The 25,978-nt window shown below is 73.7% G+C and carries 32 protein-coding genes and 1 tRNA gene; 18 read left to right on the top strand and 15 right to left on the bottom strand.

Annotated elements, in window-relative coordinates:
• Positions 1-123 precede the first annotated feature (123 nt).
• From BTM25_RS18985 to rdgB, 5 genes are all read left to right on the top strand, one after another.
• Positions 124-918, top strand: coding sequence for a thioesterase family protein (locus tag BTM25_RS18985; RefSeq protein ID WP_103564187.1), 795 nt, complete (start codon positions 124-126; stop codon positions 916-918).
• Between the two features lie 133 nt (positions 919-1,051).
• Positions 1,052-1,864, top strand: a complete 813-nt coding sequence (murI, locus tag BTM25_RS18980; RefSeq protein ID WP_103564732.1) for a glutamate racemase — start codon at positions 1,052-1,054, stop codon at positions 1,862-1,864.
• Between the two features lie 32 nt (positions 1,865-1,896).
• The gene (locus BTM25_RS18975) at positions 1,897-2,643 is read left to right on the top strand and encodes an MBL fold metallo-hydrolase (RefSeq protein ID WP_103564186.1); all 747 of its coding nucleotides are present in this window, start codon (positions 1,897-1,899) and stop codon (positions 2,641-2,643) included.
• A 43-nt stretch (positions 2,644-2,686) separates the two neighbouring features.
• Complete coding sequence (gene rph, locus BTM25_RS18970) at positions 2,687-3,406, top strand: ribonuclease PH (RefSeq protein WP_103564731.1); 720 nt, start codon at positions 2,687-2,689, stop codon at positions 3,404-3,406.
• Positions 3,403-4,017 carry an RdgB/HAM1 family non-canonical purine NTP pyrophosphatase gene (gene rdgB, locus BTM25_RS18965; RefSeq protein WP_103564185.1) on the top strand — a complete coding sequence of 205 codons (615 nt, stop codon included), beginning with the start codon at positions 3,403-3,405 and terminating at the stop codon, positions 4,015-4,017. Before rph ends, rdgB begins: the two co-directional genes overlap by 4 nt.
• A 1-nt stretch (position 4,018) precedes the next feature.
• Here rdgB and BTM25_RS18960 read toward each other — a convergent pair whose 3' ends face one another.
• The 6 genes from BTM25_RS18960 to bcp form a co-directional block, all read right to left on the bottom strand.
• Entirely contained in the window at positions 4,019-4,882 is an 864-nt protein-coding gene (locus tag BTM25_RS18960; protein ID WP_235828481.1) for an MEDS domain-containing protein, read from the bottom strand.
• A gap of 40 nt (positions 4,883-4,922) precedes the next feature.
• On the bottom strand, positions 4,923-5,840 hold the full coding sequence (locus tag BTM25_RS18955) for a sensor histidine kinase (protein WP_103564183.1): 918 nt from the start codon (positions 5,838-5,840) through the stop codon (positions 4,923-4,925).
• Positions 5,831-6,733, bottom strand: coding sequence for an MEDS domain-containing protein (locus BTM25_RS18950; RefSeq protein WP_103564182.1), 903 nt, complete (start codon positions 6,731-6,733; stop codon positions 5,831-5,833). The genes BTM25_RS18955 and BTM25_RS18950 overlap by 10 nt, the downstream gene beginning before the upstream one ends.
• An 80-nt stretch (positions 6,734-6,813) precedes the next feature.
• The gene (locus tag BTM25_RS18945; RefSeq protein WP_103564181.1) at positions 6,814-7,773 is read right to left on the bottom strand and encodes a sensor histidine kinase; all 960 of its coding nucleotides are present in this window, start codon (positions 7,771-7,773) and stop codon (positions 6,814-6,816) included.
• 129 nt (positions 7,774-7,902) lie between these two features.
• Positions 7,903-7,985 (bottom strand) — tRNA-Leu (locus tag BTM25_RS18940).
• Between the two features lie 13 nt (positions 7,986-7,998).
• Positions 7,999-8,466 carry a thioredoxin-dependent thiol peroxidase gene (gene bcp / locus BTM25_RS18935; protein WP_103564180.1) on the bottom strand — a complete coding sequence of 156 codons (468 nt, stop codon included), beginning with the start codon at positions 8,464-8,466 and terminating at the stop codon, positions 7,999-8,001.
• Positions 8,467-8,597: 131 nt separating this feature from the next.
• Between bcp and BTM25_RS18930 the strand changes: the two genes are divergently transcribed.
• Positions 8,598-8,891 (top strand): DUF3618 domain-containing protein, encoded by a 294-nt coding sequence (locus BTM25_RS18930; protein WP_103564179.1) that lies wholly within the window; start codon positions 8,598-8,600, stop codon positions 8,889-8,891.
• A gap of 40 nt (positions 8,892-8,931) precedes the next feature.
• On the opposite strand, the gene BTM25_RS18925 is transcribed toward BTM25_RS18930, so the two are convergent.
• Genes BTM25_RS18925 through BTM25_RS18905 form a run of 5 tightly spaced genes read right to left on the bottom strand, consistent with a single transcriptional unit; the run spans position 8,932 to position 14,144 of the window.
• Positions 8,932-10,212, bottom strand: coding sequence for a family 4 glycosyl hydrolase (locus tag BTM25_RS18925; RefSeq protein ID WP_103564178.1), 1,281 nt, complete (start codon positions 10,210-10,212; stop codon positions 8,932-8,934).
• An 11-nt stretch (positions 10,213-10,223) separates the two neighbouring features.
• Entirely contained in the window at positions 10,224-11,276 is a 1,053-nt protein-coding gene (locus BTM25_RS18920; RefSeq protein WP_235828480.1) for a carbohydrate kinase family protein, read from the bottom strand.
• Positions 11,273-11,923 carry an SIMPL domain-containing protein gene (locus tag BTM25_RS18915; RefSeq protein ID WP_103564177.1) on the bottom strand — a complete coding sequence of 217 codons (651 nt, stop codon included), beginning with the start codon at positions 11,921-11,923 and terminating at the stop codon, positions 11,273-11,275. Before BTM25_RS18915 ends, BTM25_RS18920 begins: the two co-directional genes overlap by 4 nt.
• Before the next feature lie 38 nt (positions 11,924-11,961).
• Positions 11,962-13,146, bottom strand: a complete 1,185-nt coding sequence (locus BTM25_RS18910; protein WP_103564176.1) for an amino acid deaminase/aldolase — start codon at positions 13,144-13,146, stop codon at positions 11,962-11,964.
• Between the two features lie 53 nt (positions 13,147-13,199).
• Positions 13,200-14,144 carry an alpha/beta hydrolase family esterase gene (locus BTM25_RS18905; RefSeq protein ID WP_103564175.1) on the bottom strand — a complete coding sequence of 315 codons (945 nt, stop codon included), beginning with the start codon at positions 14,142-14,144 and terminating at the stop codon, positions 13,200-13,202.
• Positions 14,145-14,209: 65 nt separating this feature from the next.
• Here BTM25_RS18905 and purU point away from each other — a divergent pair, with 65 nt between their 5' ends.
• From purU to BTM25_RS18845, 12 genes are all read left to right on the top strand, one after another.
• Positions 14,210-15,055 carry a formyltetrahydrofolate deformylase gene (purU, locus tag BTM25_RS18900; protein ID WP_103564174.1) on the top strand — a complete coding sequence of 282 codons (846 nt, stop codon included), beginning with the start codon at positions 14,210-14,212 and terminating at the stop codon, positions 15,053-15,055.
• A gap of 34 nt (positions 15,056-15,089) precedes the next feature.
• Positions 15,090-15,677, top strand: a complete 588-nt coding sequence (locus tag BTM25_RS18895; protein ID WP_103564173.1) for a DUF6286 domain-containing protein — start codon at positions 15,090-15,092, stop codon at positions 15,675-15,677.
• On the top strand, positions 15,678-16,244 hold the full coding sequence (locus tag BTM25_RS18890) for a hypothetical protein (RefSeq protein ID WP_103564172.1): 567 nt from the start codon (positions 15,678-15,680) through the stop codon (positions 16,242-16,244). It abuts the gene before it with no gap.
• Between the two features lie 38 nt (positions 16,245-16,282).
• Complete coding sequence (locus BTM25_RS18885; protein WP_103564171.1) at positions 16,283-16,486, top strand: CsbD family protein; 204 nt, start codon at positions 16,283-16,285, stop codon at positions 16,484-16,486.
• 151 nt (positions 16,487-16,637) lie between these two features.
• Positions 16,638-17,168, top strand: a complete 531-nt coding sequence (locus BTM25_RS18880; protein WP_205648146.1) for an Asp23/Gls24 family envelope stress response protein — start codon at positions 16,638-16,640, stop codon at positions 17,166-17,168.
• On the top strand, positions 17,165-17,449 hold the full coding sequence (locus BTM25_RS18875; protein ID WP_103564170.1) for a hypothetical protein: 285 nt from the start codon (positions 17,165-17,167) through the stop codon (positions 17,447-17,449). The genes BTM25_RS18880 and BTM25_RS18875 overlap by 4 nt, the downstream gene beginning before the upstream one ends.
• Entirely contained in the window at positions 17,446-17,637 is a 192-nt protein-coding gene (locus BTM25_RS18870) for a hypothetical protein (protein ID WP_103564169.1), read from the top strand. The genes BTM25_RS18875 and BTM25_RS18870 overlap by 4 nt, the downstream gene beginning before the upstream one ends.
• Positions 17,634-17,990, top strand: coding sequence for an Asp23/Gls24 family envelope stress response protein (locus tag BTM25_RS18865; RefSeq protein WP_103564168.1), 357 nt, complete (start codon positions 17,634-17,636; stop codon positions 17,988-17,990). The genes BTM25_RS18870 and BTM25_RS18865 overlap by 4 nt, the downstream gene beginning before the upstream one ends.
• Positions 17,991-18,587 (top strand): DUF6286 domain-containing protein, encoded by a 597-nt coding sequence (locus BTM25_RS18860; protein WP_103564167.1) that lies wholly within the window; start codon positions 17,991-17,993, stop codon positions 18,585-18,587.
• 2 nt (positions 18,588-18,589) lie between these two features.
• Positions 18,590-19,168 carry an alkaline shock response membrane anchor protein AmaP gene (locus BTM25_RS18855; RefSeq protein WP_103564166.1) on the top strand — a complete coding sequence of 193 codons (579 nt, stop codon included), beginning with the start codon at positions 18,590-18,592 and terminating at the stop codon, positions 19,166-19,168.
• Positions 19,169-19,427: 259 nt separating this feature from the next.
• The gene (gene pgm / locus BTM25_RS18850) at positions 19,428-21,065 is read left to right on the top strand and encodes a phosphoglucomutase (alpha-D-glucose-1,6-bisphosphate-dependent) (protein ID WP_103564165.1); all 1,638 of its coding nucleotides are present in this window, start codon (positions 19,428-19,430) and stop codon (positions 21,063-21,065) included.
• Between the two features lie 110 nt (positions 21,066-21,175).
• Positions 21,176-21,517 (top strand): hypothetical protein, encoded by a 342-nt coding sequence (locus BTM25_RS18845; RefSeq protein WP_103564164.1) that lies wholly within the window; start codon positions 21,176-21,178, stop codon positions 21,515-21,517.
• 171 nt (positions 21,518-21,688) lie between these two features.
• Here the strand turns inward: BTM25_RS18845 and BTM25_RS18840 are convergent, their stop codons facing one another.
• The 4 genes from BTM25_RS18840 to gcvT are packed head-to-tail and all read right to left on the bottom strand — an operon-like array spanning position 21,689 to position 25,875.
• On the bottom strand, positions 21,689-23,062 hold the full coding sequence (locus BTM25_RS18840) for an L-serine ammonia-lyase (protein WP_103564163.1): 1,374 nt from the start codon (positions 23,060-23,062) through the stop codon (positions 21,689-21,691).
• A 57-nt stretch (positions 23,063-23,119) separates the two neighbouring features.
• On the bottom strand, positions 23,120-24,376 hold the full coding sequence (locus BTM25_RS18835; RefSeq protein WP_103564162.1) for a serine hydroxymethyltransferase: 1,257 nt from the start codon (positions 24,374-24,376) through the stop codon (positions 23,120-23,122).
• Positions 24,376-24,765 (bottom strand): glycine cleavage system protein GcvH, encoded by a 390-nt coding sequence (gene gcvH, locus BTM25_RS18830; RefSeq protein ID WP_103564161.1) that lies wholly within the window; start codon positions 24,763-24,765, stop codon positions 24,376-24,378. Before gcvH ends, BTM25_RS18835 begins: the two co-directional genes overlap by 1 nt.
• Before the next feature lie 21 nt (positions 24,766-24,786).
• Positions 24,787-25,875, bottom strand: a complete 1,089-nt coding sequence (gcvT, locus tag BTM25_RS18825; protein WP_103564160.1) for a glycine cleavage system aminomethyltransferase GcvT — start codon at positions 25,873-25,875, stop codon at positions 24,787-24,789.
• Between the last annotated feature and the right edge of the window lie 103 nt (positions 25,876-25,978).

Genomic DNA, 25,978 nt, shown 5'->3' with positions numbered 1-25,978 from the left:
TGCCGGTGGGCCGGCCGTCGCTTTCGGGCCGGTGGGTTGTGTCACATGGGGGGTGTGGGCGGGGGCGGACCGGTAGAGTTCGACCAGAACGTCGTTCTAGAAGCGGTACGGGGTGGATCGGGCATGAGCAGGTTCGGGGACGCGACGGAGCTGCGGCGGCTCGGCGACGGGCGCTACACGGTCGACCTCGACGGGGACTTCGGGTTCGCCAAGGCGCTCAACGGCGGATACGTCATGGCGGTGCTGGGGCGGGCGGCCGTGGACGCGTCCGAGCACGCGCACCCCGTCTCGACCGCCGCCACGTTCCTGCGGACCGTGCAGGCCGGTCCCGCCGAGGTGATCGTGGACGTCCGCAAGACCGGCGCGACCACGACGAGCGCGCGGGTCACGCTCGTCCAGGACGACCGGCCCGTCACCGAGGCGCTGATCACCACCGCGACGCTCGACGCCGCCGCCGAACCGACGTTCAGCGGCGCGCGGCCCGTCCCGGACCTGCCGCCGCCCGGCGACTGCCTGGACTTCGCCGACGGCCCCGGCGACGAGCTGAAGGGCTTCGCGTCCTGCGTCGACCTGCGGTTCGACCCCGCCGCGATGGGCTGGCTCAGCGGCGCCCCGAGCGGACGGCCCGAGATGCGCGCCTGGTTCCGGCTGCGCGACCCGCACGAGCCCGACCCGTTCGTCCTCGCGTTCGCCGTGGACGCGCTGCCGCCCGTCGCGTTCAACGCGGGCGCCGACGGCTGGTGCCCGACCGTCGAGCTGACCTGGTACCTGCGCGCACTGCCCGCGCCCGGAACGCTCCAGGTCCACAGCGGCGGACGGCTCGTCGCCGACGGCTGGTTCGACGAGGAGACCGAGATCTGGGACTCCGCCGGACGGCTCGTCGCGCAGAGCAGGCAGATCGCCCGCCTGGGCCGTTGAACCGGTCCACGCACGCGATACGGACGCAGTGTCGCGGACAGGTCACCCGTCAGAACGGTTTCTCCCATGTGACCGTGTGATGTCGGACGCATGACGCACCCCCCGGCCGTCCCGTCGCCTAGCCTTGGGCACCATGTCAGACGCGCCGATCGGGATCTTCGACAGCGGATTCGGCGGGCTCACCGTCGCCCGCACGATATTGGATCAGCTTCCGAACGAGCCGATCCACTATCTCGGTGACACGGCGCGTCAGCCGTACGGACCCCGCCCGATCGCGGAGGTCCGCGCGTTCGCTCTGGAGATGCTCGACCGGCTCGTCGCCGAGGGCGTCAAAATGCTGGTGATCGCCTGCAACAGCGCGAGCGCGGCGATGCTGCGCGACGCCCGGGAACGTTACTCCGTCCCGGTCGTCGAAGTGATCCATCCGGCGGCCCGGCGCGCGGCCCGCGCCACCGCCAACGGCCGGGTCGGGCTGATCGCCACCCGGGCGACCGTGAACAGCCGCGCCTACGAGGACGCGTTCGCCGCCGCACCCCAGATCACGCTGACCAGTGCGGCCTGCCCGCGCTTCGTGGAGTTCGTGGAGAGGGGGATCGCGGCGGGCGACGAACTGCTCGACGCGGCCCGCGCGTATCTGCGTCCGATTCTGGACGCCGAATGCGACACCCTCATTCTCGGCTGCACGCATTACCCCTTGCTCACCGGCGTCATCTCGTATGTGGTCGGGGACGGGGTCACACTGGTCTCAAGTGCCGATGAGACCGCAAAGGACGTGTACCGGGTGCTGCACGACAGGGGACTGGACCGCCGCGAGGCGCCGGTTCCGCCTGTCCACCGGTTCCGGACCACCGGTGATCCCGCCATTTTCGCCGCGCTCGGCCGCCGGTTCCTCGGCCCGGAGATCGGCGCGGTGGAGTCCGCCGTGAGCAAGGCTCTGACGACCTGATTCCACGGGGACAGCGACAGGAGGACGTGAGCGTGCGGGTCACTGTGATCGGCTGCTCGGGCAGCTTTCCGGGGCCGGAGAGCCCCGCGTCGAGTTATCTCGTCCAGGCCGAGGGTTTCAACCTCGTCCTGGACATGGGCAACGGCGCGCTCGGGACGCTCCAGCGGTTCCATCCGCTGTACGACGTGGACGCGGTGTGCATTTCTCATCTGCACGCCGACCATTGTCTGGATTTGTGCGGCTACTGGGTGGCGCGGACCTACTGTCCGGACGGCCCGGTGCCGAAGATCCCGGTCTGGGGACCGGCGGGCACGGCCGTGCGGATGGCGAAGGCCTACGACCTGGACCCCGATCCGGGAATGACGGAGACCTTTGATTTCCACACCCTGGAACGCCGTTTCGAGGTCGGGCCGTTCGCCATCACGACACGGCTCACGCCGCATCCCGTCGAGGCGTACGCGTTCCGCATCGAGCACGCCGGAAAGGTGCTCGCCTACTCCGGCGACACCGGCCGGACGGAAATGCTCGTGGAGCACGCCCGCGACGCCGACCTGTTCCTGTGCGAGGCGTCGTTCCTCGAACAGGAGAACCTCCCCGAGGACCTGCACCTCACCGCGCGCGAGGCCGGCGACTACGCCGCCCGCGCAGGGGTGGGCAAGCTCGTCCTGACGCATCTCGTCCCGTGGAACGACGACAACTGCACGCTCGCCGAGGCCAAGGAGAGCGACTACGCCGGGGAGATCGAACTGGCGTCGGTCGGGGCCGTCTACGAGCTGTAGCCGGGTGACGGCGCGGGGCGCGCGGGCCGTTAGGGTGGTCGCCATGCCACGTCCTGACGACCGCGCGTCCGACCAGCTCCGGCCCGTCACGATCCAGCGCGGCTGGCTCGACCACGCCGAGGGATCGGTGCTCATCGAGTTCGGCGGCACCCGGGTGCTGTGCGCCGCGTCCGTGCAGGAGTCGGTGCCGCGCTGGCGGCGCGACAGCGGGCTCGGCTGGGTCACCGCCGAGTACGCGATGCTGCCGCGCGCCACCAACACCCGCAACGACCGCGAGTCGGTGCGCGGGAAGATCGGCGGACGGACGCACGAGATCTCCCGGCTCATCGGACGCTCCCTGCGGGCGTGCATCGACCCGAAGAAGCTCGGCGAGAACACCGTCCAGATCGACTGCGACGTGCTCCAGGCCGACGGCGGCACCCGCACCGCCGCGATCACCGGCGCGTACATCGCGCTGGCGGATGCGGTGACGTGGCTGCGCGAGCGCGGCGTCGTCCGCCGCGACCCGTTCCGGTCGTCGGTGTCGGCGGTCAGCGTCGGCATCGTGGACGGCGAGCCGCGCCTGGACCTCTGCTACCTGGAGGACTCGCACGCCGAGACGGACATGAACGTCGTCTGTACCGGCGACGGCCGCTTCGTGGAGGTCCAGGGGACGGCCGAGGGCGCCCCCTTCGACCGCGCCGAGCTGGACGCGCTGCTCGACCTCGCCGCCGGCGGCTGCGCCGAGCTGACCCAGCTCCAGAAGGAGGCGCTGGGCCGGTGACCGCGCTCGTCCTCGCCACCCGCAACCAGGGCAAGATCGTCGAAATGCAGCGGCTCCTGTCCGGCGTCGAAGTCACCGGGCTCGGCCCGGACGCGCCCGAGGTCCCCGAGACCGAGCCGACGTTCGAGGGCAACGCGCTGCTCAAGGCCCGCGCGATCGCCGCGCACACCGGGCTGCCCGCCGTCGCCGACGACTCCGGCCTGTGCGTGGACGCCCTCAACGGCATGCCCGGCATCCTGTCGGCGCGCTGGTCGGGACGGTTCGGCGACGCGACGCCGAACAAAGACCGCGCCAACCTCGACCTGCTGCTCGACCAGCTCGCCGACGTCGCGGAGCCGCGCCGGGGCGCCTACTTCATCTGCGCGGCGGCGCTCGTCGTCCCGGGCGGCGCCGAGCACGTGGTCGAGGGCCGCATGTACGGCCGGATCATCGACGCGCCGCGCGGCACGGGTGGATTCGGCTACGACCCGGTGTTCGTTCCGGACGGCGACGACCGCACCACGTCCGAGCTGAGCCCGGACGAGAAGGACGCGATCAGCCACCGCGGCGTCGCCTTCCGCGCCCTCGCCGAGATCATCCCCGCCCTGCTGGCCCCGACCGACCGGCCCTGACCTAGGGCCGCGGGACCGGCGCCAGGACGGCGGCGCAGCCGACCTTCAGGCCCGGCAGCATGTTCCAGCCGACCGTCGCGATCACCTCGTGGAGCTGCGACGGCATCCGGTCCAGCACGAGCGGCGCCCGGCCGACGCGGCGCGACGCCACCTCGGCCAGCATGTTCAGCGCGCCGAGGTCGATGAACCGCAGCTCCGCCAGATCCAGGTGGACCGGCCCGTCGTCGCCGTGCGCCAGCACCGTCGCGAGCGCCTGGTCCAGCACCGTGTGCCGCGACGCGTCCAGCTCGCCGCTCAGCTCCAGCCCGCGCGGATCGAACGTCCGGACGATCCGCAGCACCGCGTCCTCGAAGTCCGGGTCGGGCGCGGCGTGCACCGTGTGCGCCGCGCGCAGCAGGTCCACCGCGTCGGGCGGGACGCGCCGCCGGTCCACCCGGCAGATCACGCTGAGCGCCGTGCTCGGCCGCACCAGCCGGTCCAGCGCGGCGTCGCACTCCATCAGCTCCCGCGTCGCCTCCGGATCGCGGGCGGCGCACGTCAGGTCCAGCGTGACCCGCACCCCGGCGAACCCGGCGCGCTCGGCCGCCTCCACCTCGGCGGTCACCGCGTCCAGCACCGGCCGCGCCCCGGTGTGCCCCGCGTGCACGACGGTCAGCAGCTCCGGCGACGGCGTCCCCACCACGCCCGGGATCTGCGGATCCGGCTCGGCCGCCACATAGACGACCTTCTCGCGCGCCAGCAGCCCGTCCCGGACGAACGCGCCGACCACGTGCTCGTGCTCCTCGGCGCCCGAGCACGCCAGCCACGCGTGGTCGCCCGCGTGCAGCGCGCCGACCGGACGCCGCACCGACCAGAAGGCTTCCATCGTCACCACCGCCGCACCGGCCCGCCGCCTCGCGCCATGCTCAGCGGCGGACCCGGAGCCGGACGAACGTCCCGTCCCAGCCGCCGCGCAGCTCGACCAGATCGACCAGCAGCCGCACCGACCACAACCCGAACCCGGTGTCCAGCGCCGACTTCGGCGGGACGAACCCGGTCAGCGGATGGGGCCGCCAGTGCCCGTGGTCGCCGATCTCGCAGACGATCTCGTCGCCGCTCGTCCACACCCACGCTCCCATCGGCGGCGCCCCGTGCGCGAGGGCGTTGGCCGCGACCTCGTTGGCGGCCGTGACGAGGTTCTGCGCCGCCGCGGGCGTCAGCTCGTGCGCGTTCGCGCGCGTCGCGACGAACAACCGCAGCGGCTGGAGGTCGGCGGACTCGATCGGCAGGTACTCCGCGTCAGCCGGACGGTCGTGGCGACGGTTGCGGTCCCGCGCGGCGCTGTAGCACGCCGGGTCCAGATAGGCGTCGCTCGTGCTCTCGTCCGCGCCGTCCACGACGACCGGATGCGTCAGCCGCACCTGGTCCAGGACGTCGCCGGGCAGCGTCGACCGGTCGTAGGGGCACAGCGACGACGCGTCCGACCCCGCGAACACCACGTTGATCAGCGACTCGTAGCGCTGCCACTCCAGCCGCTGCCGCGCGTCGTGACCGTCCCACACCGGCTCGGCCACCGCGTGGACGCGCAGCGGCGACACCCGGTCGACCAGCTCCAGGTACGCCTTCAGCGTCCGCACCGGGTGGCGGTAGAACTCGGCCGAGTCGTAGAACTCGATCGCGTCCCGGTAGCCCGCCATCTCCTCGCGGAGCGGGCCGAGGTTGTCGGGCCGGACGACGGCGACCGCCGCGCCGCCCACCTCGACCGCCTGGCGCAGGAACGCCCCCGTCGCGGCGAGGAAGTCGCTCCGCTCGTCGTACAGCAGCGCCCGGTGCGTCAGGCCCATGCGGTCGCGCCCCCGTCCCGTGCGCCGCGCGCTCGTCCGGGGACGAGGCCGGGCAACCGGTTCCAGCCCACCATGTCGATCACGTTCTCCACGTTCGCCGGGAGGTCGTCCAGGATCAGTGCCTCGCCGCGCGGCAGCGCCAGCGCGTGCCGCACGAGGAGGTTCAGGCCGCCGAGGTCGAGGAAGCCGAGGCCGGCGCAGTCCAGATGGACGCCGCGCCGTCCGGCCAGCAGCCGGCCGAGGTGCTCGGCGAACACCGCGTGCCGGGCGCCGTCCAGCTCACCTTCGATCCGCAGGCCGCGCGGCGCGAAACTGCGCGCCAGGCGGAGCGTGCCGTCGTCGAACAGCGGATTGCCCTCGACCCGCACCTCGTGCGTCGCGCCCAGTTCGGCGAGCCGGTCGGGCGGGCAGCGGCGCCGGTCGATCTGGCACACCGCCATCGCGACCGTGCTCGGCGACACCGCGTGCGCCAGCCGGTCCTCGCAGCCGAGCAGGCCGGTCAGCCCCGTGCCGGAGGTGAGCGCCCAGGTGAAGTCGGTGGTGAACCTGACGGCCCGGTACCCCGCGTCGTAGCCGCGCTCCACCTCGCGGTCGATCGTCCGGGCGAGCCGGTCGGGGTCGAAGCCGCCCGCCGCGTCCAGGCAGGACTCGGCGCGGGTCAGGACGCGGAGCTGGCCCGTCGCGGTGAACGCCGCCGGGTCGAGCCCGGTCATCCCGGGCAGCCGCGCGGGCGGCGCGTCCGTGACGTACACGATCTTCTCGTTGGTGGCGAGGGCGCCCGCGACGAACGGCGCGACCACATGGTCGCGCTCCTCGGCGCCGGAGTAGGGCAGCCAGGCGTGGTCGCCCGGACGGACGTCGTCCACGTATCTGGTGTCGTACCAGGTCCCCATGCCCTGCCCATCGAGGTGAGTGCGGGTGGGTTCAGCGTACGCCGCCGAGCCGCTTCCGGAAGCCCAATGCATGGAACCCCTCACAGAGCGTCCGCACGGACGCCGGGAGTGTCGACCGCGAGCCGCACCGTCGTCCCGCCGTCGCCGGTGCGGATGTCCACCCGCGAGCACAGCAGCCGGACGGCCCACAGGCCGAGCTGTCCTGGCACGCCCGGGGGCGGCGGGACGAACCCGTACCAGGACCGCTCGGGCCACCGGCCCCGGTCGGCGACCTCGCAGACGAACGCGTCCCGCGCCGTCCACATGCGGAGGGTGATCGGCGGGGCGCCGTGCGCCTGCGCGTTGGTCATGATCTCGGTGATCGCGACGAGGAGCCGCTGCAACGGCTCCTCGGGGAGCCGCGCGGTCTGCCGCGCCCAGTCGGCGATGTACGCGCGGATCCAGTACAGGTCGGGCCGCGCGATCTGCAGGGTCTCCGCGGACGCGGGCGGCGGGGGGAGCGGGTCGCGGTCGCACGCCGCGTTGTAGACGCGCGGCTCGACATAGCCCGGATTGGCGACGGCCCGGTCGCCCCGGACGGTCTCGGGATGCGTCCGGCGCGCGTCGGCGATGACCCCGGCGGGCGTGCTGCGCACCGGGTACGGGCACATGATCGCCGCGCCCGTCCGGTCGAACGCCGCGTTGACGATCGCCTCGGTGCGCTGCCATTCGCGGACCTCGGCGGCGCCGCGCCGCGTCCACGCGGGCTCGGCGAGCAGCCGGAGCCGTCCGCCGCGCTGGGCCGCGACGTCGGCGTCGGCGAGCGTGGCGGCGAGGGTCCGCGCGGGATGGGCGTACCACTCGGCCGGGTCCAGGAACTCGACGGCGCCGGTGTCCAGTTCGTCGCCCAGCAGCACGCGCGTCGCGAGCGAGGTCACGGCGAGGACGCGGTCACCGTCGGCCAGGCCCGCGCGCAGGAACGGGACGGCGCCGGCGAGCAGGCCGTCCGCGCCCTCGTAGGGCAACAGCCGGTGGGCGAAGGGTCTCGGGGCATCGGTCACCAATGGCCTGCCATGCGTCGGTCGGCGGCTCGGATCCGCTCACCCTAGGCGCGTCCGCGTCGCGCCGCGACCCCCGGTTTTTCAGATACCGGCAAGTCTCGTGAACGGCGGCGCGCCGCCGCCGGAAAGTGCGGGCGGGGGGACTCGAACCCCCACGATGTCTCCATCAACAGGACCTAAACCTGCCGCGTATGCCATTTCGCCACGCCCGCGCGGTCGCCCGCCTCAGATCTCCAGGTCGCGGCGCAGACGCTCCACGTGACCCGTCGCCTTCACGTTGTAGTACGGCTTCTCGATCCGTCCGTCGGCGTCGATGAGGAACGTCGAGCGGATCACGCCGACGACCGCCCGGCCGTACAGCTTCTTCTCGCCGTACGCGGCGTAGGCCTGGAGCACCTTGGTGTCCGGGTCGGACAGCAGCGGGAACGTCAGGCCCTCCTTGGCGCGGAACTTCGCCAGCTTGGCGGGAGCGTCGGGGGAGACGCCGACGACCGTCACGCCGGCCGCCTCCAGTTCGGCGAGGCTGCTCTGGAAGTCGACCGACTCCTTGGTGCAGCCCGGCGTCATCGCCGCCGGGTAGAAGTAGAGGACGACCCGCTTCCCGCGCAGCGAGGCGAGGGAGACCGGGACGCCGTCCGCGTCCGGCAGCTCGAATTCGGGGGCGGGATCGCCCGCCTGAAGTCGGTCGGTCACCTGGTCCGCCTTTCACGTCCTGCTTCGGGAGTCCACCGTACCGGCTGGGGCGGAGCGGGCGCCGCCGCCGTGGACCTGCAACACTGGACCGATCATGCGTCGCGCAGGCTGGAACGAGTGAGGAACACCGAATGGCTGACAGGTCCCGCGACCCGGAGGCGCTGGAAAAGGAGATCGAACGCGCCCGCGCGGAACTGGCGCGGACGATCGACGTCCTGGCGGACCGGGTCAACCCGCGCAACGTCGCGCAGCGCGGCGCCGAGCGCCTGAAGGAAGAGGCCGGGCTCGTCGCGCGCACCGTGAAGACCCTGGTCGCCCCGGGTGAGGGCGGCGTCCCCGCCGTCGACCGGCGCGTGCTCGCCGGCGCGGTCGGGTTCGCGGTGACGGTCACCGTCCTCATCGCGTGGCGGCGTTCGCGCCGCTGAATTCCGTCGTGAAAGCCCCCGGCCGCGGCCGGGGGCTTTCTCATTCGCCGGAGAAGAACTGCGGCAGGTGGCGGCGGTGGGCGGCCAGGCCCTCGTCCAGGATGCTCTCGGCCGTGTGCTTGCTGCGGACGAACGGGTGCGCGAGCAGCGCTTGCAGGGCCAGCCGCCGGGAGCCGGTGACGGCGGCGTCGGCGGCCAGCCGCTCGTAGGCGTGGATCGCCTGGGTCAGGCCCCGGACGGGCGCCGGAAGCTCGCCCATCGTCAGCGGCACCGGCCCGGCGCGGCCGACGATCGCGGGGACCTCCACGACCGCGTCGCCGGGCAGTGACGCCACCGCCCCGCCGTTGCGGGTGTTGACGATCACGCGGCGGCCCTCGTCGCGGTGCAGCGCGCAGATCACGTCCACCGCGAACTCCCCGTGCTCGCCGCCGCCGCGCTCGCGGCTCGGGTCGGGGTCGGCGCGCTCGGCCTCGGCGGCGACGCCCGCGTAGTAGGCGGGCAGCATCGCGCGGACGTCCTGCGCCCGCGTCGTGCCCTTCTCCCGCAGCTCGGCGACCACCTCGTCGTGGAAGAAGTAGTACTTGGCGTAGGAGTTCGGCAGGAAGCCGAGCGCCTTCGCCAGCTCGGCCATCCGGGACGGGTCGCGCCACGGCGTCGCGCCGCCGCCGGGGACGGCCAGGTCGTCCAGCAGGGCGGGCAGGTCCAGCGGCGTCCCGTCGAGGCGGACGCGCGTCGCCCAGGTGGCGTGGTTCAGACCCGTCCAGTCGGCCTCCAGCCGGGCGGCGGGCAGGCCGAGCAGGTCCGCCCACATCTCGGTGTCGCCGACGCTCTGGTCGCACAGGCCGATGATCCGCGCGCCGGTGTGCCGGGCGACCGCGTCGGCGACGATGTTCGTCGGGTTGGTGTAGTTGACGATCCACGCGTCCGGCGGGGCGAGCGCGGCGACCTCCAGCAGCACCGGGACGGACCGCAGCGCCATCAGCAGCCCGCCGGGACCGGCCGTCTCCTGCCCGACGACGCCGTGCCGCAGCGGGATCGACTCGTCCAGGTGCCGCGCCGCCAGCCCGCCGGGGCGGAACGTGGTGAACACGTAGGACGCGCCGTCCAGCGCGGGCTTGAGGTCGGTGTGCGCGGTGACGGTCAGGTCGGCGCCGCGCGCGGCGAACATGCGGGCGGCGAGCCGCGTCATGACGTCCAGGTGGGCGGCGTCGATGTCGTGGCAGGCGATCTCGGTGCCGGACAGGTCGGCGGCGCGGTACAGCAGGCCCCGGACGACGCCGGGCATGTAGCCGCTGCCCGCCCCGATGACGGCGATCTTCAACCGGGCTCCTCTCAGCGCAGCGTGGGTTCGGCGCGGTAGGCCGGACGGCCCGCCGCCGGGATGTGCGGGACGACGAACGCGTACTCGGCCAGCGTCGCGGCCGGGATGTCGGCGGACTCCCCGAACGCGGCGATCTCGCTCCAGCAGGGCGCCCCGAGCGAGCCGCTGTGGTGCCGCACCGACAGACCCGCGCACAGGTTGGCGAAGCGCAGCCGCCGCTCCAGCGGGAACCCCGCGAGCGTCCCGTAGACGAACCCGGCGGCGAACACGTCGCCCGCGCCGGTCGGGTCCAGGGCGCGGACGGGCAGCGCGGGCGCGGCGGCGCGTTCCCCGGTCGTCCGGTCGACCGCGACGGCGCCGCGCTCGCCGAGCTTCACGACGACGACCGGGACGCGTTCGGCGAGGGCGTCCAGAGCCTTCTCCGGCGTCGCGGTGCGGGTGTAGGCCATCGCCTCGACGGCGTTCGGGAGGAACACGTCCACGTCGGACAGGCGGTCCAGGACGTCGGTGGACCACGTCTCGGTCGGGTCCCAGCCGACGTCGGCGAACACCCGCGTGCCCGCGGCGCGCAGCGCCAGCGCCCAGGCCGGGAGCGGACGGCCGATGTCCACGAAGCACGTCGCGGCGGCGGGGGCGTCGGCGAACAGCTCGCCGCCGGCGGGCAGCGGGCGCTGGTAGGTGATCATGCTGCGGTCGGCGGCGTGCGCGAGCGACACCGTGACCGGAGTCGGCCAGCCGGGGACGCGCCGCGACCAGCCGAGGTCGACCTGCTCCTGCTCGGCGAGCGTCCGCCAGAGGTAGGAGCCGAACAGGTCGTCGCCGAACGGGGCGGCGAGGCCGGTGCGCAGGCCGAGCCGGCTCATCGCGACGGCGATGTTCGCGACGCCGCCGGGCGCCGAGCCGAGCCCGTCGGTGATCAGCTCGGTGCCGGGCAGGGGGAGGCGGGGCAGCCCGGTGAAGATCATGTCCATGAAGACGCGGCCGGTGAGGAACACGTCCAGCGCGCCGGTGTCGCCCGCCGGGCCGTCCGGCCGGGGGCCGGCGCACGGCTCGGGGGTCGTCACAGCTCGGGCGGGGTCGCGGTGAACCGGGCCAGCACGGCGGCCCGGACGGTCTGGACCTGCGGCTCGACCACGATCGGCTCCGGCTCGCCGTCCGCGCCGCCCCGCGCGGCGGCGGCCATCGGGGCGAACCCGTAGCCGGGGTCCTGCGTCGACTCGTCCGAGAGCGAGACCAGGCCGGTGAGCCGCGTCCCGAGCGCGTCGGCGTACCCGCGGGCACGCTCCACGGCCCGCAGCGCGGCCTCCCGCGCCGCGCGGGCGTGGACCTCGCTGTCCTCCCGGAGCGCCCAGTCGGGCCCGTGGACGGACGTGCGCTCCTGGTCGGCCAGCCTCGGCAGCAGTTCGGCGAGGACGGTGAAGTCCGCCACGGTCAGCTTGAGGACCGCCGTGCCCCGGTAGGCCGCGACGTCGTTGCGCTTGCCGTAGCGGATCTCCGGCGTGACCGAGAGCCCGCCGGTCTCCACCCGCTCCACGGCGTCGCCGTAGGACCGGACGAGGGCGAGGCACTGCTCGTTGCGCTCGGCGAGCCGGTCGAGCGCGTCCCGCCGCTCGCGCTCGCGGGCCTGGACGTGGACGGTCACCCGCGCGATCTCCGGCTCGGCCTCCAGGACGGCCTCACCGCGGACGCTGATGACAGGGGCGTCGCTCATACCGGCCAACCTAGCCGCTCGGTATGACGGAATTCCCGTCAGAGGAACGTCCGGCCCTCGCCCCGGTAGGTGGGCACGGTCCGGGCGACCTCTCCGCCGTCCAGCAGGTGCAGTTCGGCGAACCGTTCGCACAGCTCACCGGCCTTGGTGTGCCGGAACCAGACGCGGTCGCCGACGGCCAGCAGGTCGGCGGCGGGGCCGAGCAGCGGCGTCTGGACCTCGCCCGCGCCTTCGTTCCGGTCGTAGGACAGCCCGGTCGGCAGGTACGGCTGGGGGAGCCGCAGCGCGTCGGCGGGCCCGGACGCGAGGTAGCCGCCGCCGAGGCACGTCACGACGCCGGGGCCGGGCCGCCGGACGACCGGGAGCGCGAACAGGGCGGCGGGCCGTCCCCGGAAGTTGGAGTAGTAGTCGAACAGGTGCGGGTGGTACAGCCCGGACCCGGCGGCGACCTCGGTGACGGACCGCTCGGCGGCGGTGCTCTCCACGCTGCCGGTGCCGCCGCCGTTGACGAACTCCAGGTCGGCGACCTCGCGCACGGCGGCGACGATCGCGGCGCGGCGCCGGGCCAGCTCCAGCCGGGACCGGCGCTGCATCGCGGCGATCATCCGGCCGCGCGCGGCCCGGCCGGGCGGACGGTCCCCGACGCCCGCGATCTGCGACTCGTAGGCCATCAGCCCGACGAGCCGGAGGCCGTCGCGGCGCCCGATCTCGGCGGCCAGCGCGCGGACCTGGCCGGGGGTGTGCAGCGGGGAGCGGAGCGCGCCGACGCGCAGCCGCCCGGCGAGCGCCCGGTAGGACGCGTCGATGTCCAGGCAGACGCGGACGGTCGCGCCCTTGACCGCCTCCTCGATGAGGTCGAGGTGGTCGGTGCCGTCGACCATCACCGTGATCGTGCGGGCGGCGTGCTCGTCGGCGGCGAGCGCGGCGAGGGCCGTCCGGTCGGCGGTGGGGTAGGCGAGGAGGATGTCGTCGCTCGTGCCCTCGCGGGCGAGCCACAGCGCCTCGGGGAGCGTGAACGCCATGACGCCCGCGAAGCCGTCCAGCGCCAGGACCTCCTCCAGCAGCGCGCGGCAGCGGACGGACTTGCTCGCCACGCGGATCGGCTTGCCCGCCGCGCGCCGGACGAGGTCGGCGGCGTTCGCGCGCAGGGCGGGCAGGTCCACGACGGCGAAGGGAGCTTCGAGCGAGCCCGTGGCGGCGTCGTACCGCTCGCGGAGGTTCATGCGGCCACAGTGCCACAGAACCCCTTAACGTGAGAAGTCTTCACATCGCGACGTCAGTCACGTCCGTGCGTGGCGAAGAAGTTCCAGAGCGTGGTGCTCGCGCCGGACGGCCACTGGTGCCGGCCGCCGTCGATCTTGCAGAACGTGACCTGGACGCCGCCCGAACCCTTGTTCGTGGCCTCGCAGTCGGCGCCCGACGCCTGCGCGGTGACCTTGGTACCGGTGGCGCCGAGATGCCCGACCCGGCGCCAGAAGTCCACGGCGTCCTTGACCGGCGGGAAGCCGCGCGAGTCGTTGATGTCGCGGCGCCCGCCGCCGTTGAACGGGACGTTGCCGTCCGCCGTCCCGTGGAAGATCATCGCCGACACCGGACGGGACGGGTCGCACTTGGTCACCAGCGCGCCCTCCACGACGCCGATCGCGGCGACCTTGTCCGCTTCCTCGCAGGCCATCCGGTACGCCATGCCCGCGCCGTTGGAGAAGCCGGTGACGAAGACGCGCTTCGGATCCACCAGCCCGGTGCCGTTCAGCTTGTCGATGAGACGGCTCAGGAAGTCGACGTCGTTCACGTGGCCGATCTTGGCGGCGCCGCAGCAGTCGCCCGCGTTCCACGTCGTCGCGAAGCCGTTCGGGTAGACGGCGATGAACCCGTGCTCGTCGGCGAGGGAGTCGAAGTTCGTCAGCCGCTGCATCTGGCCCATCGTCGAGAAGCCGCCGTGCAGGGCGAGGACGACCGGCAGCCGCTTGGCGAGCCGTCCGCCCCGCCATTTGCTCTTGGCGACCTTCGGCGGCATGTGGATCAGGTACTCGCGGGGGGCGATCGTCCCCACGTCGATCTTCTCCTTGTGCGTTCCGGCGCGGGTGGAGATGCCGTCCACGCTCGCGGGCGGCGTGCCCGTCGCGTGCTTCCCGCCGCCCTCCTTCTCGGTCTCGCAGGCCGTCAGCGCTAGGGCGAGCACCGCGACCAGCGCCAGCGGGATCAGGAGGAGTCGACGCATGGTTGCGAATCTAGCCCGTCAAGACCAGGTCAAACCACCCGTCAGGCGGTCGGTACGCTGCCGGTGTGAGCGAGTACGTGGTGACCTTGTCGTGTCCGGACCGTCCCGGGATCGTGGCGGCCGTGTCCGGCCTGCTCGCCGGACGGGACTGCAACATCCTGGAGAGCCAGCAGTTCGGCGACCGGGACACCGGGATCTTCTTCCTGCGCGTCCAGTTCTCGTCCGGGTCGGCCGGGGAGGACGAACTGCGCGCCGCGTTCGCCGCCGTCGGCGCGGAGTTCGGCGGCGAGTGCCGGCTGTACCCGGCCGCCGCCCGGGAACGCGTCCTGATCATGGTGTCGCGGGACGACCACTGCCTCAACGACCTGCTCTACCGGCAGCGGTCCGGGCTGCTGGACGTGGACATCGTCGCGGTCGTGTCCAACCACCCGGACCTGCGTCCGCTGACCCAGTCCTACGGCGTGGACTACCACCACCTGCCCGTGACGAAGGGCGCGAAGGCCGCGCAGGAGGCCGAGGTACTGACGCTGGTCGAACATTACGGCGCGGATCTCGTCGTCCTCGCCCGGTATATGCAGATCCTGTCCGACGACTTCTGCGCCAAGCTCCCCGGCCGCGTCATCAACATCCACCACTCGTTCCTGCCGAGCTTTAAAGGCGCCCGCCCGTACCACCAGGCGCACACGCGCGGCGTGAAGCTCATCGGCGCGACCGCCCACTACGTCACCGCCGACCTGGACGAAGGGCCGATCATCGAGCAGGAGGTCGCGCGGGTGGACCACGCGCACGGCCCCGACGCGCTCGTCGCCGTCGGCCGGGACGTGGAACGGCTCGCGCTCGCCCGCGCCGTCCGCTGGCACGCCGAGCACCGCGTGCTGCTCAACGGAACGCGGACGGTCGTCTTCCGCTGACGCACGGCGACCGCGTGCGGCAGCATGGGCGTCGATGGACGACGCGCCGATCACCGCGTGGATCGCGGACCTGGACGGACGGCAGCGCGCACGGCGGCTCGCCCGGCGCGAGTTCCGCCCGCACCGCACGTCCCTGGTCCTCGCCCTCCTGGCGCTGCTGACGGTCGCAGCGTGGGCCGTGACGGCCGAGATCGTCGCGCGGGTCGCCGGGCGTCCGGCCGACCTGCTCCCGGTGCACGACATCGTGGCGCTGCTGCGCCGCACGTCCTGGGGCGACCGCGCGGTGGGCGTCGCCGGCTACGCGCTCCTGGCGTCCGGCGCCCTTCTCCTGCTCGCCGGGGTGCCGGGCCGGTGGCGGCTGCTGCCCGTCCGCACCGAGGACGGCCGCCTCGCCGGGGGCGTCCCCCGGCGCGACGTGCGACGCGCCCTGGCCCGCGCGGCCCGCGCCGTCCCCGGCGCCGGACGCGCCCGCGTCCGCCTGCCCGGCCGCTCGCGCCCGCACGTGGTGGTGAAGGTCCGCCCGGCGTCGGCGCGGGTGGTGGAAGAGGCGGTGCGGGCGCGGCTCGCGGGGTTCGGGCTGTCGCATGATGTGCGCGTGGACGTCCGGCGCGGGGGGCGGTGAATGCGGACGGGGGTCGCCGTCGCCGCCGGGGTCCTGCTCGCGTGCGGGGCGGTCGTGCTCGGCGCGGACGCCGTCGAGACGAGCCTGGCCGGGCTGCACGGCACCGCGCAGGCGGGGCTGGGCGCGGCCCCGGCGGCGGGACGGCCGGTGCTGGATCCGTCGGTCGTCCGGTACGCGGCGCGGCACGGGTGGTTCTGGCCCGCCGTCTCGCTCGCCGCCGAAGGCGTCGCGCTCGCCGCGACCACCGGGCTGTGGCGGGCCGGCCGGGCCGCGCTGCTGCGCCGCCGCGCCCGGCCGGACGTTCCCGCCGTCGCGGCCCTGCGGGCCGAGGCGCTGCGGTTGCCGGGCGTGCGGGACGTCAAGGTCCGGCTGACCGGGACGCGGCACGCGCCGAGGCTGGTGGTGACCGTCGCGTGCGCGGACGGGACGCCGCTCGGCGGGCTGCTCGCGGCGCTCGGGGACGGGCCGATCGCGCGGTGCCGGGACGCCGAGCTGCCCGATCTCGTCGCCGTCGTGCGGTTCCGGCTCGGCCCGGCGAGGTTTCGGCGGGGCGCGGCGGGTAGGTGATCGCTCGGACATCGACACCCGGCATCGGGAGGATCACGATGGGTGACCTCGGCAACAAGGCTGACCAGGCGCAGGGCAAGATCAAGGAGGGCGCCGGCAAGGCGACCGGCGACCGCGAGCTGGAAGGCGAGGGCAAGGGCGACCAGATGAGCGCCAAGGCCCAGGGCGCGATGGATGACGCCAAAAAGAAGGCCGGCGACGCGGCGGAGAAGATGAAGGGCATGTTCGGCTCCAAGGAGTAGCTCCGGGGCGCCAGGGCGGCGGGCCGGTGACGTGCGACGTCACCGGCCCGCCGCCCTTTTTGTCGTTGAAAGCGAATTTTGCCTGGGTCGGCGATTGTGCGACGGCGGCGGCGAGCAGGCACCAACGGGACATCGTCAGGGGGGATGAGTCGTGAACCAGGACAACGGACAGGCGGGACGCGGAACGGGGACGGGCACGCTGCCGTCCCGGCCGGACCGCGCCTCGCTCGACGGCGCCGGGCACAAGAACACCGACCGCAACGCGGACGGCGCGCTCGTCAGCGAGCACGGCCGGACGGCCATCGCGGACGGCGTCGTCGCCAAGGTGGCCGGGATGGCGGCCCGCGAGATCGGCGGCGTCCACGCGATGGGCGCGGGCATTGCCCGGACGTTCGGATCGGTGCGCGAACGGCTGCCCGGCGGCGGCTCCGACGCGTCCCAGGGCGTGTCGGTGCAGGTCGGGGAGAAGCAGGCCGCGATCGACATCGACCTCGTCGTGGAGTACGGCGCGGCGATCCCGGACCTTTCGTCGGCCGTCCGCGACAACGTCATGGACCAGGTCCAGCACATGACCGGCCTGGAGGTGGTCGAGGTGAACATCACCGTCGACGACATCCACCTGCCCGGCGAGGACGACGACGCGGGCGGGAACGACCGGTCCGGCGAGGACAAGGGCCGGTGACCGACCCGGACCTCGCCCGGCGGATCGCCGAGCGGGCGCGGACGGTCTCGGATGTCGCGGACCTCACCGCCGGACCGCGCGGACGGATCGTGACGTTCCAGGCGGGACCGCCGCTCGGGGGCGTCGCCGTCCGGCCGGACGCGGTGGAGATCGGCATCGTCGCCCGGCCCGCCCGCCGGCTGCCCGACATCGCCGCCGACGTGCGCGCCGCCGCGCTCCCGCTCGCCGGGGACCGGGCCGTGCACGTGCTGGTCGGCGACCTCGCGGAGGAGGGAACATGAACCGCAAGTTCTGGCCCGTCGCGGGCCTGGTGTGGGGGACGGCCGTCGGCTTCGCCGGAGCGTTCGGCGGATTCGGCGCGTTCCTGGTCGTGCTGCTGCTCGGCGTCCTCGGGTTCCTCGGCGGCCGGATCGCCGCCGGTGAGCTGGACGTCGGCGAGATGGTGTCGTCGCTCGGGCGGAAGCAGTGACCGCGCGGGGCGTCACGGTGATCGCCGACCGCGTCCTCGTGCGGCTCGCCGAGCACGCCGCGCGGTGCGCCGAGGCGACCGGGGAGCAGGACGTCCGGCTGCTCGGCGTCCCGCGCGGACGGCGCGCGGCGAAGGCGTCGGTGGACGTCCAGGGGCACGTCGCCGAGGTGCGCGTGGAGATCGCCGTCGTCTACCCCGAGCCCGTCCGGCTGATCGCGCGGGACGTCCGCGACCGCGTCCGGCGCGAGATCGAGGACACGACCGGCCACCGCGTGCGGCAGGTCGACGTCGTCGTGTCCGCGCTGGACCGGACGCCGCCCGCGCGGCGGCGCGAACCGGCGGGGGTGGCGTAGATGGCGGCCTCCTCGGCGGGGCGGCTGCCCCGCGTCCTCGGCCGCGCGGACCGGCGCGCCCGGCACATGTTCCGGACGCGCCGCGCGTGGTCGGCGCTGATCGCCGCGACGCTGCTGACGGCCGTCGGCGCGCTCACCGCGATCGAGACGCTGACGGCGCTCGCGGGCGCCCCGGCGAAGATCGTCCCGTATGAGGGCGTCGCGTCGTGGCTGCGGCGGACGCCGTGGTCGTCGGCGGCCGTCCTCGCGATCAGCGCGGTCGTGGCGCTCGCGGGCCTCGGCGCGCTCGCGGCGGCGCTGGTGCCCGGCCGGTGCCGGCTCGTCCCGCTGCACGGCGGCGACCCCGACCTGCTCGTCGGCGTGACGCGCGGCGGGCTGCGCGGCGCCGCGGCGTCGGCGGCGCGGTCGGTGGACGGGATCAGCGCGGTGAAGAAGGTGCGGGTGCGGCGGCGCAGGCTCGTCCTGAAGGCGCGGACGCCGCTGCGCCGGGAGCACGACCTCGCGGCGCGCGTGCACGACGCCGTCCAGTCCCGGCTGGACGAGCTGGCGCCGGTGCCGCGCCGCAAGGTCAAGGTCCGCATCGACGTGAAGGAGTGATCATGGACCGGCACGGCGCGCGTCTCAACCGGTTCGCCTTGGCGCTGCTCGGGGTCGTCCTGCTCGTGCTGGGCGGTCTCGGGCTGGCGCTCGGTTCCGGCGTGTTCGGTTCGGGGCGCTCACGCGCTCCGGTGCTGACGCAGGGGACGCGGACGTTCGCGTCCGGGCACGGCTGGTTCTGGTGGGCGGTGGCCGTCGCCGCCGTCGTCGCCGGGCTGCTCGGGCTGTGGTGGCTGCTCGTCCAGGGCCGCCGGGACCGCGTGCCGGAGCTGTCGATGGAGCCCGAGCCCGAGCGGGGGACGACGCGGCTCACGGCCAAGGCCGTCACCGACGCGCTGTCGGACGAGATCGCCGCCTATCCGGGCGTGCGGGGCGTCGGCGCGCGGATCGGCGGCTCGTCGCGGCGGCCCCGGCTGTTCCTGACCGTCGCCTACGCGCGCGACGCCGACCTCGCCGCGCTGCGCCGCCGCGTGACCGGCGAGGCGATCGTGCGGCTGCGGTCGGCGCTGGAGCGCGAGAGGCTGCCCGCCGTGGTGCGGCTGCGGCTGGTGGGCGGCGAGGAGACCCGGACGGTGCTGTGACTGCTTTGTCGGTATTTGGGATGGGTTTGATCGCCCCGATCGGGCGACCGATTTAGAGTCCGAAGAGAACGCTCTGTCCGGTTGAAGGGAGTTCCACCACGGGGCCGGGGGACGGCCCGGAAGGCGAAGGCCGTGGCTCGCACCGCCACGGCCTTCCGCCGTTTCCCGGCGCGAGATCGCTCACGCCCTGCCGTCCCGGGTGCGATCGCCCGATTCGGGGGGTAGACCGTCCGGACCGACGACCCGCACGGAGGAGAACATGGTGGACACGCGCGCCGGTCGGCCCGCGGCCCCGGCCGACCTGGTGGACGTGCCGCGCCTCGTCACGGCCTACTACACGCTGCGTCCCGACCCGTCCGAGCCGGCGCAGCGCGTCGCGTTCGGGACGTCCGGGCACCGCGGCTCGGCCCTGGACGCCGCCTTCAACGAAACTCACATCCTCGCCACCAGCCAGGCCATCTGCGAGTACCGCGCCGCGCAGGGCACCGACGGGCCGCTGTTCCTCGGCGCCGACACCCACGCCCTGTCCGCGCCCGCGCAGGCGACGGCGCTGGAGGTGTTCGCGGCCAACGACGTGACCGTCCTCATCGACGCGCGCGACGGCTACACGCCCACCCCGGCCGTCTCGCACGCCATCCTCACCCGCAACCGGGGCCGGACGTCCGGGCTCGCGGACGGCGTCGTCGTCACCCCCTCGCACAACCCGCCCCGCGACGGCGGCTTCAAGTACAACCCGCCGAACGGCGGCCCGGCCGGGACCGACGCCACGACCTGGATCCAGGACCGGGCCAACGCGATCATCGAGGGCGGACTCACCGGCGTCCGGCGCGTCCCGCACGCCGAGGCCCTGCGCCGCGCCGGCCGGTACGACTTCCTCGACGCCTATGTCGGCGACCTGCCGTCCGTCCTGGACCTCGCCGCGATCCGGGACGCGGGCGTGCGCATCGGCGCGGACCCGCTCGGCGGCGCCAGCGTCGCCTACTGGGGCGCGATCGCCGAGCGGCACGGGCTCGACCTCACCGTCGTCAACCCCGACGTGGACCCGACCTGGCGGTTCATGACGCTGGACTGGGACGGCAGGATCCGCATGGACTGCTCGTCCCCGCACGCGATGGCGTCGCTGATCGACAAGCGGTCCGCGTACACGGTCGCGACGGGCAACGACGCCGACGCCGACCGGCACGGCATCGTCACGCCCGACGCCGGGCTCATGAACCCCAACCACTTCCTCGCCGCCGCGATCTCCTACCTCTTCGCGCACCGCCCGGACTGGCCCGCGTCCGCCGGGGTCGGCAAGACGCTCGTCAGCAGCGGCATGATCGACCGCGTCGCCGCCGCGCTCGGCCGGCCGCTCACCGAGGTCCCGGTCGGGTTCAAGTGGTTCGTCCCCGGCCTGCTGGACGGCTCGCTCGGCTTCGGCGGCGAGGAGAGCGCCGGGGCGTCCTTCCTGCGCCGCGACGGCTCGGCCTGGACGACCGACAAGGACGGCCTGCTGCTCGCCCTGCTGGCCGCCGAGATCACCGCCGTCACCGGCCGCTCCCCGAGCGAGCTGTACGGCGACCTCACCGCCCGGCACGGCGAGCCCGCCTACGCCCGGCTCGACGCCCCCGCCACGCCCGACGAGAAGGCGCTGCTCAAGCGGCTGTCGCCCGAGCAGGTCCCGCTGGACACGCTCGCGGGCGACCCGATCACCGCCGTCCTCACCCGCGCCCCCGGCAACGACGCGCCGATCGGCGGGCTCAAGGTCGCGACGGAGCAGGCGTGGTTCGCGGCCCGCCCGTCCGGGACCGAGGACGTCTACAAGATCTACGCCGAGTCGTTCCGGGGCGCGGACCATCTCAAGGTCGTCCAGGAGCAGGCGCAGGAGGTGGTGACCGAGGTGCTCAACACCAACTGAGGAAGATCCGAGCCCTGGAAAAGGTAAAGCTCGGCGCGGGTCGGGGTCATGCGGCGGCGCACGCCCCTACGGTTTTGCCGTCCGTACCCCGCCCTTGACCTGGGAGAACCATGAAGCGCCTCATCGCCGCCGCCGTCCTGCCCGGATGCCTGCTGATGGCGTCCGGATGCTCCTCCGACGCATCGGCGAAGGACGCCACCGCCCACCGCGTGGCCGCGCAGGCCCCGGCCGCGCAGCCCGCCGACACCGTGATCGCCGTCCGCAAGGACGGCCACAAGATCACCCGGTCGGAGTTCCTGCGGGCCGCCGGCAAGGACAACCGGGCCCGCTCCAAGCCCAACGCCGTCCGCGCCTGCAAGGCGATCAAGGCCGCGTTCACCAAGTCCGGCGGCAAGATCGTCAACGACCGCGCCTTCACCAAGACCTGCCTCCAGGGCCTGACCCACAAGTGACCGCCCGCGCGCGGGTCGTCGCCTACCGCGCGACGACCCGTGCTCGGCGTCGGCCGGCGCGACCAGTTCGGCGTCGAGTTCGTCGGGGATGCGGGTGCTGCGCGGTGTCATGCCGCGATGATGCCTAATCGCGTCGCCCGTGACACATGGTTTTCTGGCGGATGCGGATCGTCAGCACTCGATGACGTTGACGGCTAGGCCGCCTCGGCTCGTCTCCTTGTACTTGTCGAGCATGTCGCGGCCGGTGTCGCGGAGCGTCTTGATGGCGCGGTCGAGGGAGACGAAGTGGCGGCCGTCGCCGCGCAGGGCCAGGCGCGTCGCGCTGATCGCCTTGATCGCGCCGATCGCGTTGCGCTCGATGCACGGGACCTGGACCAGGCCGCCCACCGGGTCGCAGGTGAGGCCCAGGTTGTGCTCGATGGCGATCTCCGCCGCGTTCTCCACCTGCGCGGGCGTGCCGCCGAACGCCTCGGTCAGGCCCGCCGCCGCCATCGAGCACGCCGAGCCGACCTCGCCCTGGCAGCCGACCTCCGCGCCCGAGATGCTCGCGTTCTGCTTGAACAGCGAGCCGATCGCGCCCGCCGTCAGCAGGAACCGGACCACCGCGTCGTCGCTCGCGCCCGGGACGAACCGCTCGTGGTAGTGCAGGACGGCCGGGACGATCCCCGCCGCGCCGTTCGTCGGCGCCGTCACGATCCGGCCGCCGCCCGCGTTCTCCTCGTTCACCGCGAGCGCGAACAGCGTCACCCAGTCCATCGCGCGCAGCGGGTCGGTGCCGTCCTCGGCCAGCAGCGTCCGGTGCAGGCGCGGCGCGCGGCGCTGCACCTTCAGGCCGCCGGGCAGGATGCCCTCGCGGGCGCAGCCGCGTTCGACGGACGCCCGCATCACACCCCACAGCTCCAGCAGGCCCGCGCGGATCTGCTCGTCCGTCCGGCCGAACGCCCGCTCGTTCGCCAGCATCAGGCCGGAGATCGACAGGCCCGTGTCCGCGCAGTGCGCGAGCATTTCGGCGGCCGTGGTGAACGGGTAGGGCAGCGGGGTCTCGTCGGGGCGGATCCGCGCCGCGCCCGTCGCGTCCTCGTCCACGACGAACCCGCCGCCGACCGAGTAGTAGACGCGCGACCGCAGTTCCTCGCCGGACGCCCCGAACGCGGTGAACCGCATCCCGTTCGGGTGGCCGGGCAGGGACTCGTTCCGCTCGAACACCAGGTGGTCGCCGACGACGAACGGGACGTCCACCGCGCCGAGCAGAGCGAGCCGGCCGCTTTCGCGGATCTCGGCCATCCGGTCGTCCACGCGGTCGACGTCCACGGTCGCGGGCAGTTCCCCGGACAGGCCGAGCGCGACGGCCTTGTCGCTGCCGTGGCCCTTGCCCGTCAGGCCGAGCGAGCCGTAGAGGACGGCCCGGACGCTCGCCGTCCGGTCCAGCAGCCCGTCGTCGCGCAGCCCGGTCGCGAACCGGCACGCCGCCGCCATCGGGCCTCCGGTATGGGACGACGACGGCCCGATACCGATCTTGAAGAGGTCGAAAACACTGATCGCCATGCCGCCACTCCTTTGTGGCGGCGCCCCCCGCGCGCGAGCACGGGGGGCGCCCCGTTCCTACAGGTCCGGATACAGGGGGTGCTTGTCCGCCAGCGCGCGTACCCGCGCCGCCAGCGCATCGGTGTCGGGGGACGGCTGGAGCGCGAGCGCGATCACGTCGGCGACCTCGGCGAAGTCCTCGGCGGTGAAGCCGCGCGTCGCGAGGGCGGGGGTGCCGATGCGCAGCCCGGACGTCACCATCGGCGGCCGGGGGTCATTCGGAACGGCGTTCCGGTTCACCGTGATGCCGATGCCGTGCAGCAGGTCCTCGGCGTCGCGGCCGGTGAGGTCGGAGTCCACGAGGTCGACCAGGACGAGGTGGACGTCCGTCCCGCCGGTCAGCACCTTCACGCCCGCCTTGGCCGTGTCGGCGGCCGACAGCCGCTCGGCCAGCAGCCGCGCGCCCTCGACCGTCCGGCGCTGCCGCTCCCGGAACTCCTCCGACGCCGCGAACTTCAGCGCCACAGCCTTCGCCGCGATGACGTGCTCCAGCGGACCGCCCTGCATCCCCGGGAACACGGCCGAGTTGATCTTCTTGCCGTACTCCTCCTTCGCGAGGATCAGGCCGCCGCGCGGGCCGCCCAGCGTCTTGTGCGTCGTCGTCGTGACGATGTCGGCGTGCGGGACGGGCGAAGGGTGCAGCCCGGCCGCGACCAGCCCCGCGAAGTGCGCCATGTCGACCATGAGCAGCGCGCCCACCGAGTCGGCGATCTCGCGGAACCGCGCGAAGTCGAGCTGCCGGGGGTAGGCCGACCAGCCCGCGACGATCATCTTCGGCCGGTGCTCGGCGGCGAGCGCCGCGACCTCGTCCATGTCGACCAGGCCGTCCTCGGCCCGGACGTGGTACGGCACCACGTTCAGGATCTTGCCCGAGTAGTTCAGCCGCATCCCGTGCGTCAGGTGCCCGCCGTGCGCGAGGTCCAGCCCGAGGATCGTGTCGCCCGGCGACAGCAGCGCGAAGTACACCGCCGTGTTCGCCTGCGCGCCCGAGTGCGGCTGGACGTTCGCGTGCTCGGCCCCGAACAGCGCCTTCGCCCGGTCGATCGCGAGCTGCTCGGCGACGTCCACGAACTCGCAGCCGCCGTAGTACCGCTTGCCCGGGTACCCCTCGGCGTACTTGTTCGTCAGGACCGAACCCTGCGCCTCCAGCACGGCCGACGGCGCGAAGTTCTCCGACGCGATCATCTCCAGCGTGCTCTGCTGCCGGTTCAGCTCCGCCGCGACGGCCGCCGCGATCTCCGGATCGGCGTCGGCCAAGGAGTCGTAGAGGTGCATCAGTCCTCCTCGATGAGCTTGCCGTAGGCCGTGGCGTCGAGGAGGTCGCCCGGCTCGTCGGCGATCCGCACCTTGAAGATCCAGCCCTCGCCGTACGGGTCGTCGTTGATGACCTTCGGCTCGTCGATCACCGCCGCGTTGACCGCCGTGACCTCGCCGGTGACCGGCGAGTACAGCTCGCTGACGGACTTGGTGGACTCGACCTCGCCGCAGCTCTCCCCGGCCTCCACCGTGTCGCCCTCGGCGGGCTGCAGTTCGAGGAAGACGATCTCGCCGAGGGCGTCGGCGGCGTGGGCGGTGATGCCGACGGTCACGATGCCGCTCTCACCGTCGAGCCCCGCGACCCACTCGTGTTCTTCGCTGTAGCGAAGCTCTTCCGGAACGCTCACGATCGTTGTCTCTCTCCCGTGTCAGGAACGCTTGTAGAAGGGCAGGGCGACCACGTCGACCGCCTCGGGACGGCCCCGGACGTCCACCGCGAGGCCCTCCTCGGCGACGCCCCCGTCAAGGTAGGCCATCGCGACCGGACGGCCGAGGGTGGGCGACGGGGCGCCGCTGGTCACGACGCCGCACGGCGTGCCGTCGGCGGTGACGACCGCGTACCCCTGGCGGGGCGCGCGGCGCCCGCGGGCGACCAGTCCCACGAGCCTACGGCCTGGCGGGGTCGCGGCCTGCGCCGCCAGCGCCGCCTTCCCGACGAAGTCGCCGGGCTTGTCGAGCTTGACGACGCGGCCGAGGTTGGCGTCGAACGGGCTGGTCTCGGCGGTGAGTTCGTGGCCGTAGAGCGGCATGCCCGCTTCGAGGCGGAGCGAGTCGCGCGCCGCGAGGCCGGCCGGAGTGGCCTTGTCCTCGAACGTCTTCCAGACGGCCACGGCGTCCCGCGCGGAGACGAACAGCTCGAAGCCGTCCTCGCCGGTGTAGCCCGTCCGGGCGATCAGGGCGTCCACGCCGCCGACGCGCCCGGCGAGGATCGCGTAGTAGCGCAGGCCGTCCAACGGGACGTCGGTGACGGCGGCCAGGAGCACGGCGGCGTCCGGGCCCTGGAGCGCGACCAGCGCGTAGGCGTCCGAGCGGTCCTCGACGGCCGCGTCGAACCCGGCGGCGCGCTCGGTCAGCGCGGCCCCGACGACGGCCCGGTTCGCGGCGTTGGCGACGACGAGGAACGTCTCGTCCGCCAGCCGGTAGACGATCAGGTCGTCCAGGACGCCGCCGTCGTGCGCGCACAGCATCGTGTACCGCGCCCGTCCGACGGCCAGCGCCGACAGGTTCCCGACCAGCGCGTAGTCCAGCGCGGCGGCGGCCTCGGCGCCGGTGACGAAGATCTCGCCCATGTGGGACAGGTCGAACAGGCCCGCCGCCGTCCGGACCGCGCGGTGCTCGGCCGTCTCCGACGCGTACCGCAGCGGCATCAGATGACCGGCGAAGTCCACGAGCTGGGCGGAAAGGCCCAGGTGGACGTCGTACAGCGGCGTCTTCACCGCGGAGGGTTCGGCGGGCATGGGAGGCGGCTCCTTCGTCGCAAACGGTCCGTCCCATCGTCTCATCCGCGCGGCGGGGCCGCCCCGGCGGTCCGGGCGGGGCGCGCGGCCCAGAATGATGGAA

It is taken from the genome of Actinomadura rubteroloni (assembly GCF_002911665.1).
GTDB classification, from domain to species: Bacteria; Actinomycetota; Actinomycetes; order Streptosporangiales; family Streptosporangiaceae; genus Spirillospora; species Spirillospora rubteroloni.
Note: the sequence above shows the minus strand (reverse complement) of the source record. Positions and strands in the feature narration are given on the sequence as shown.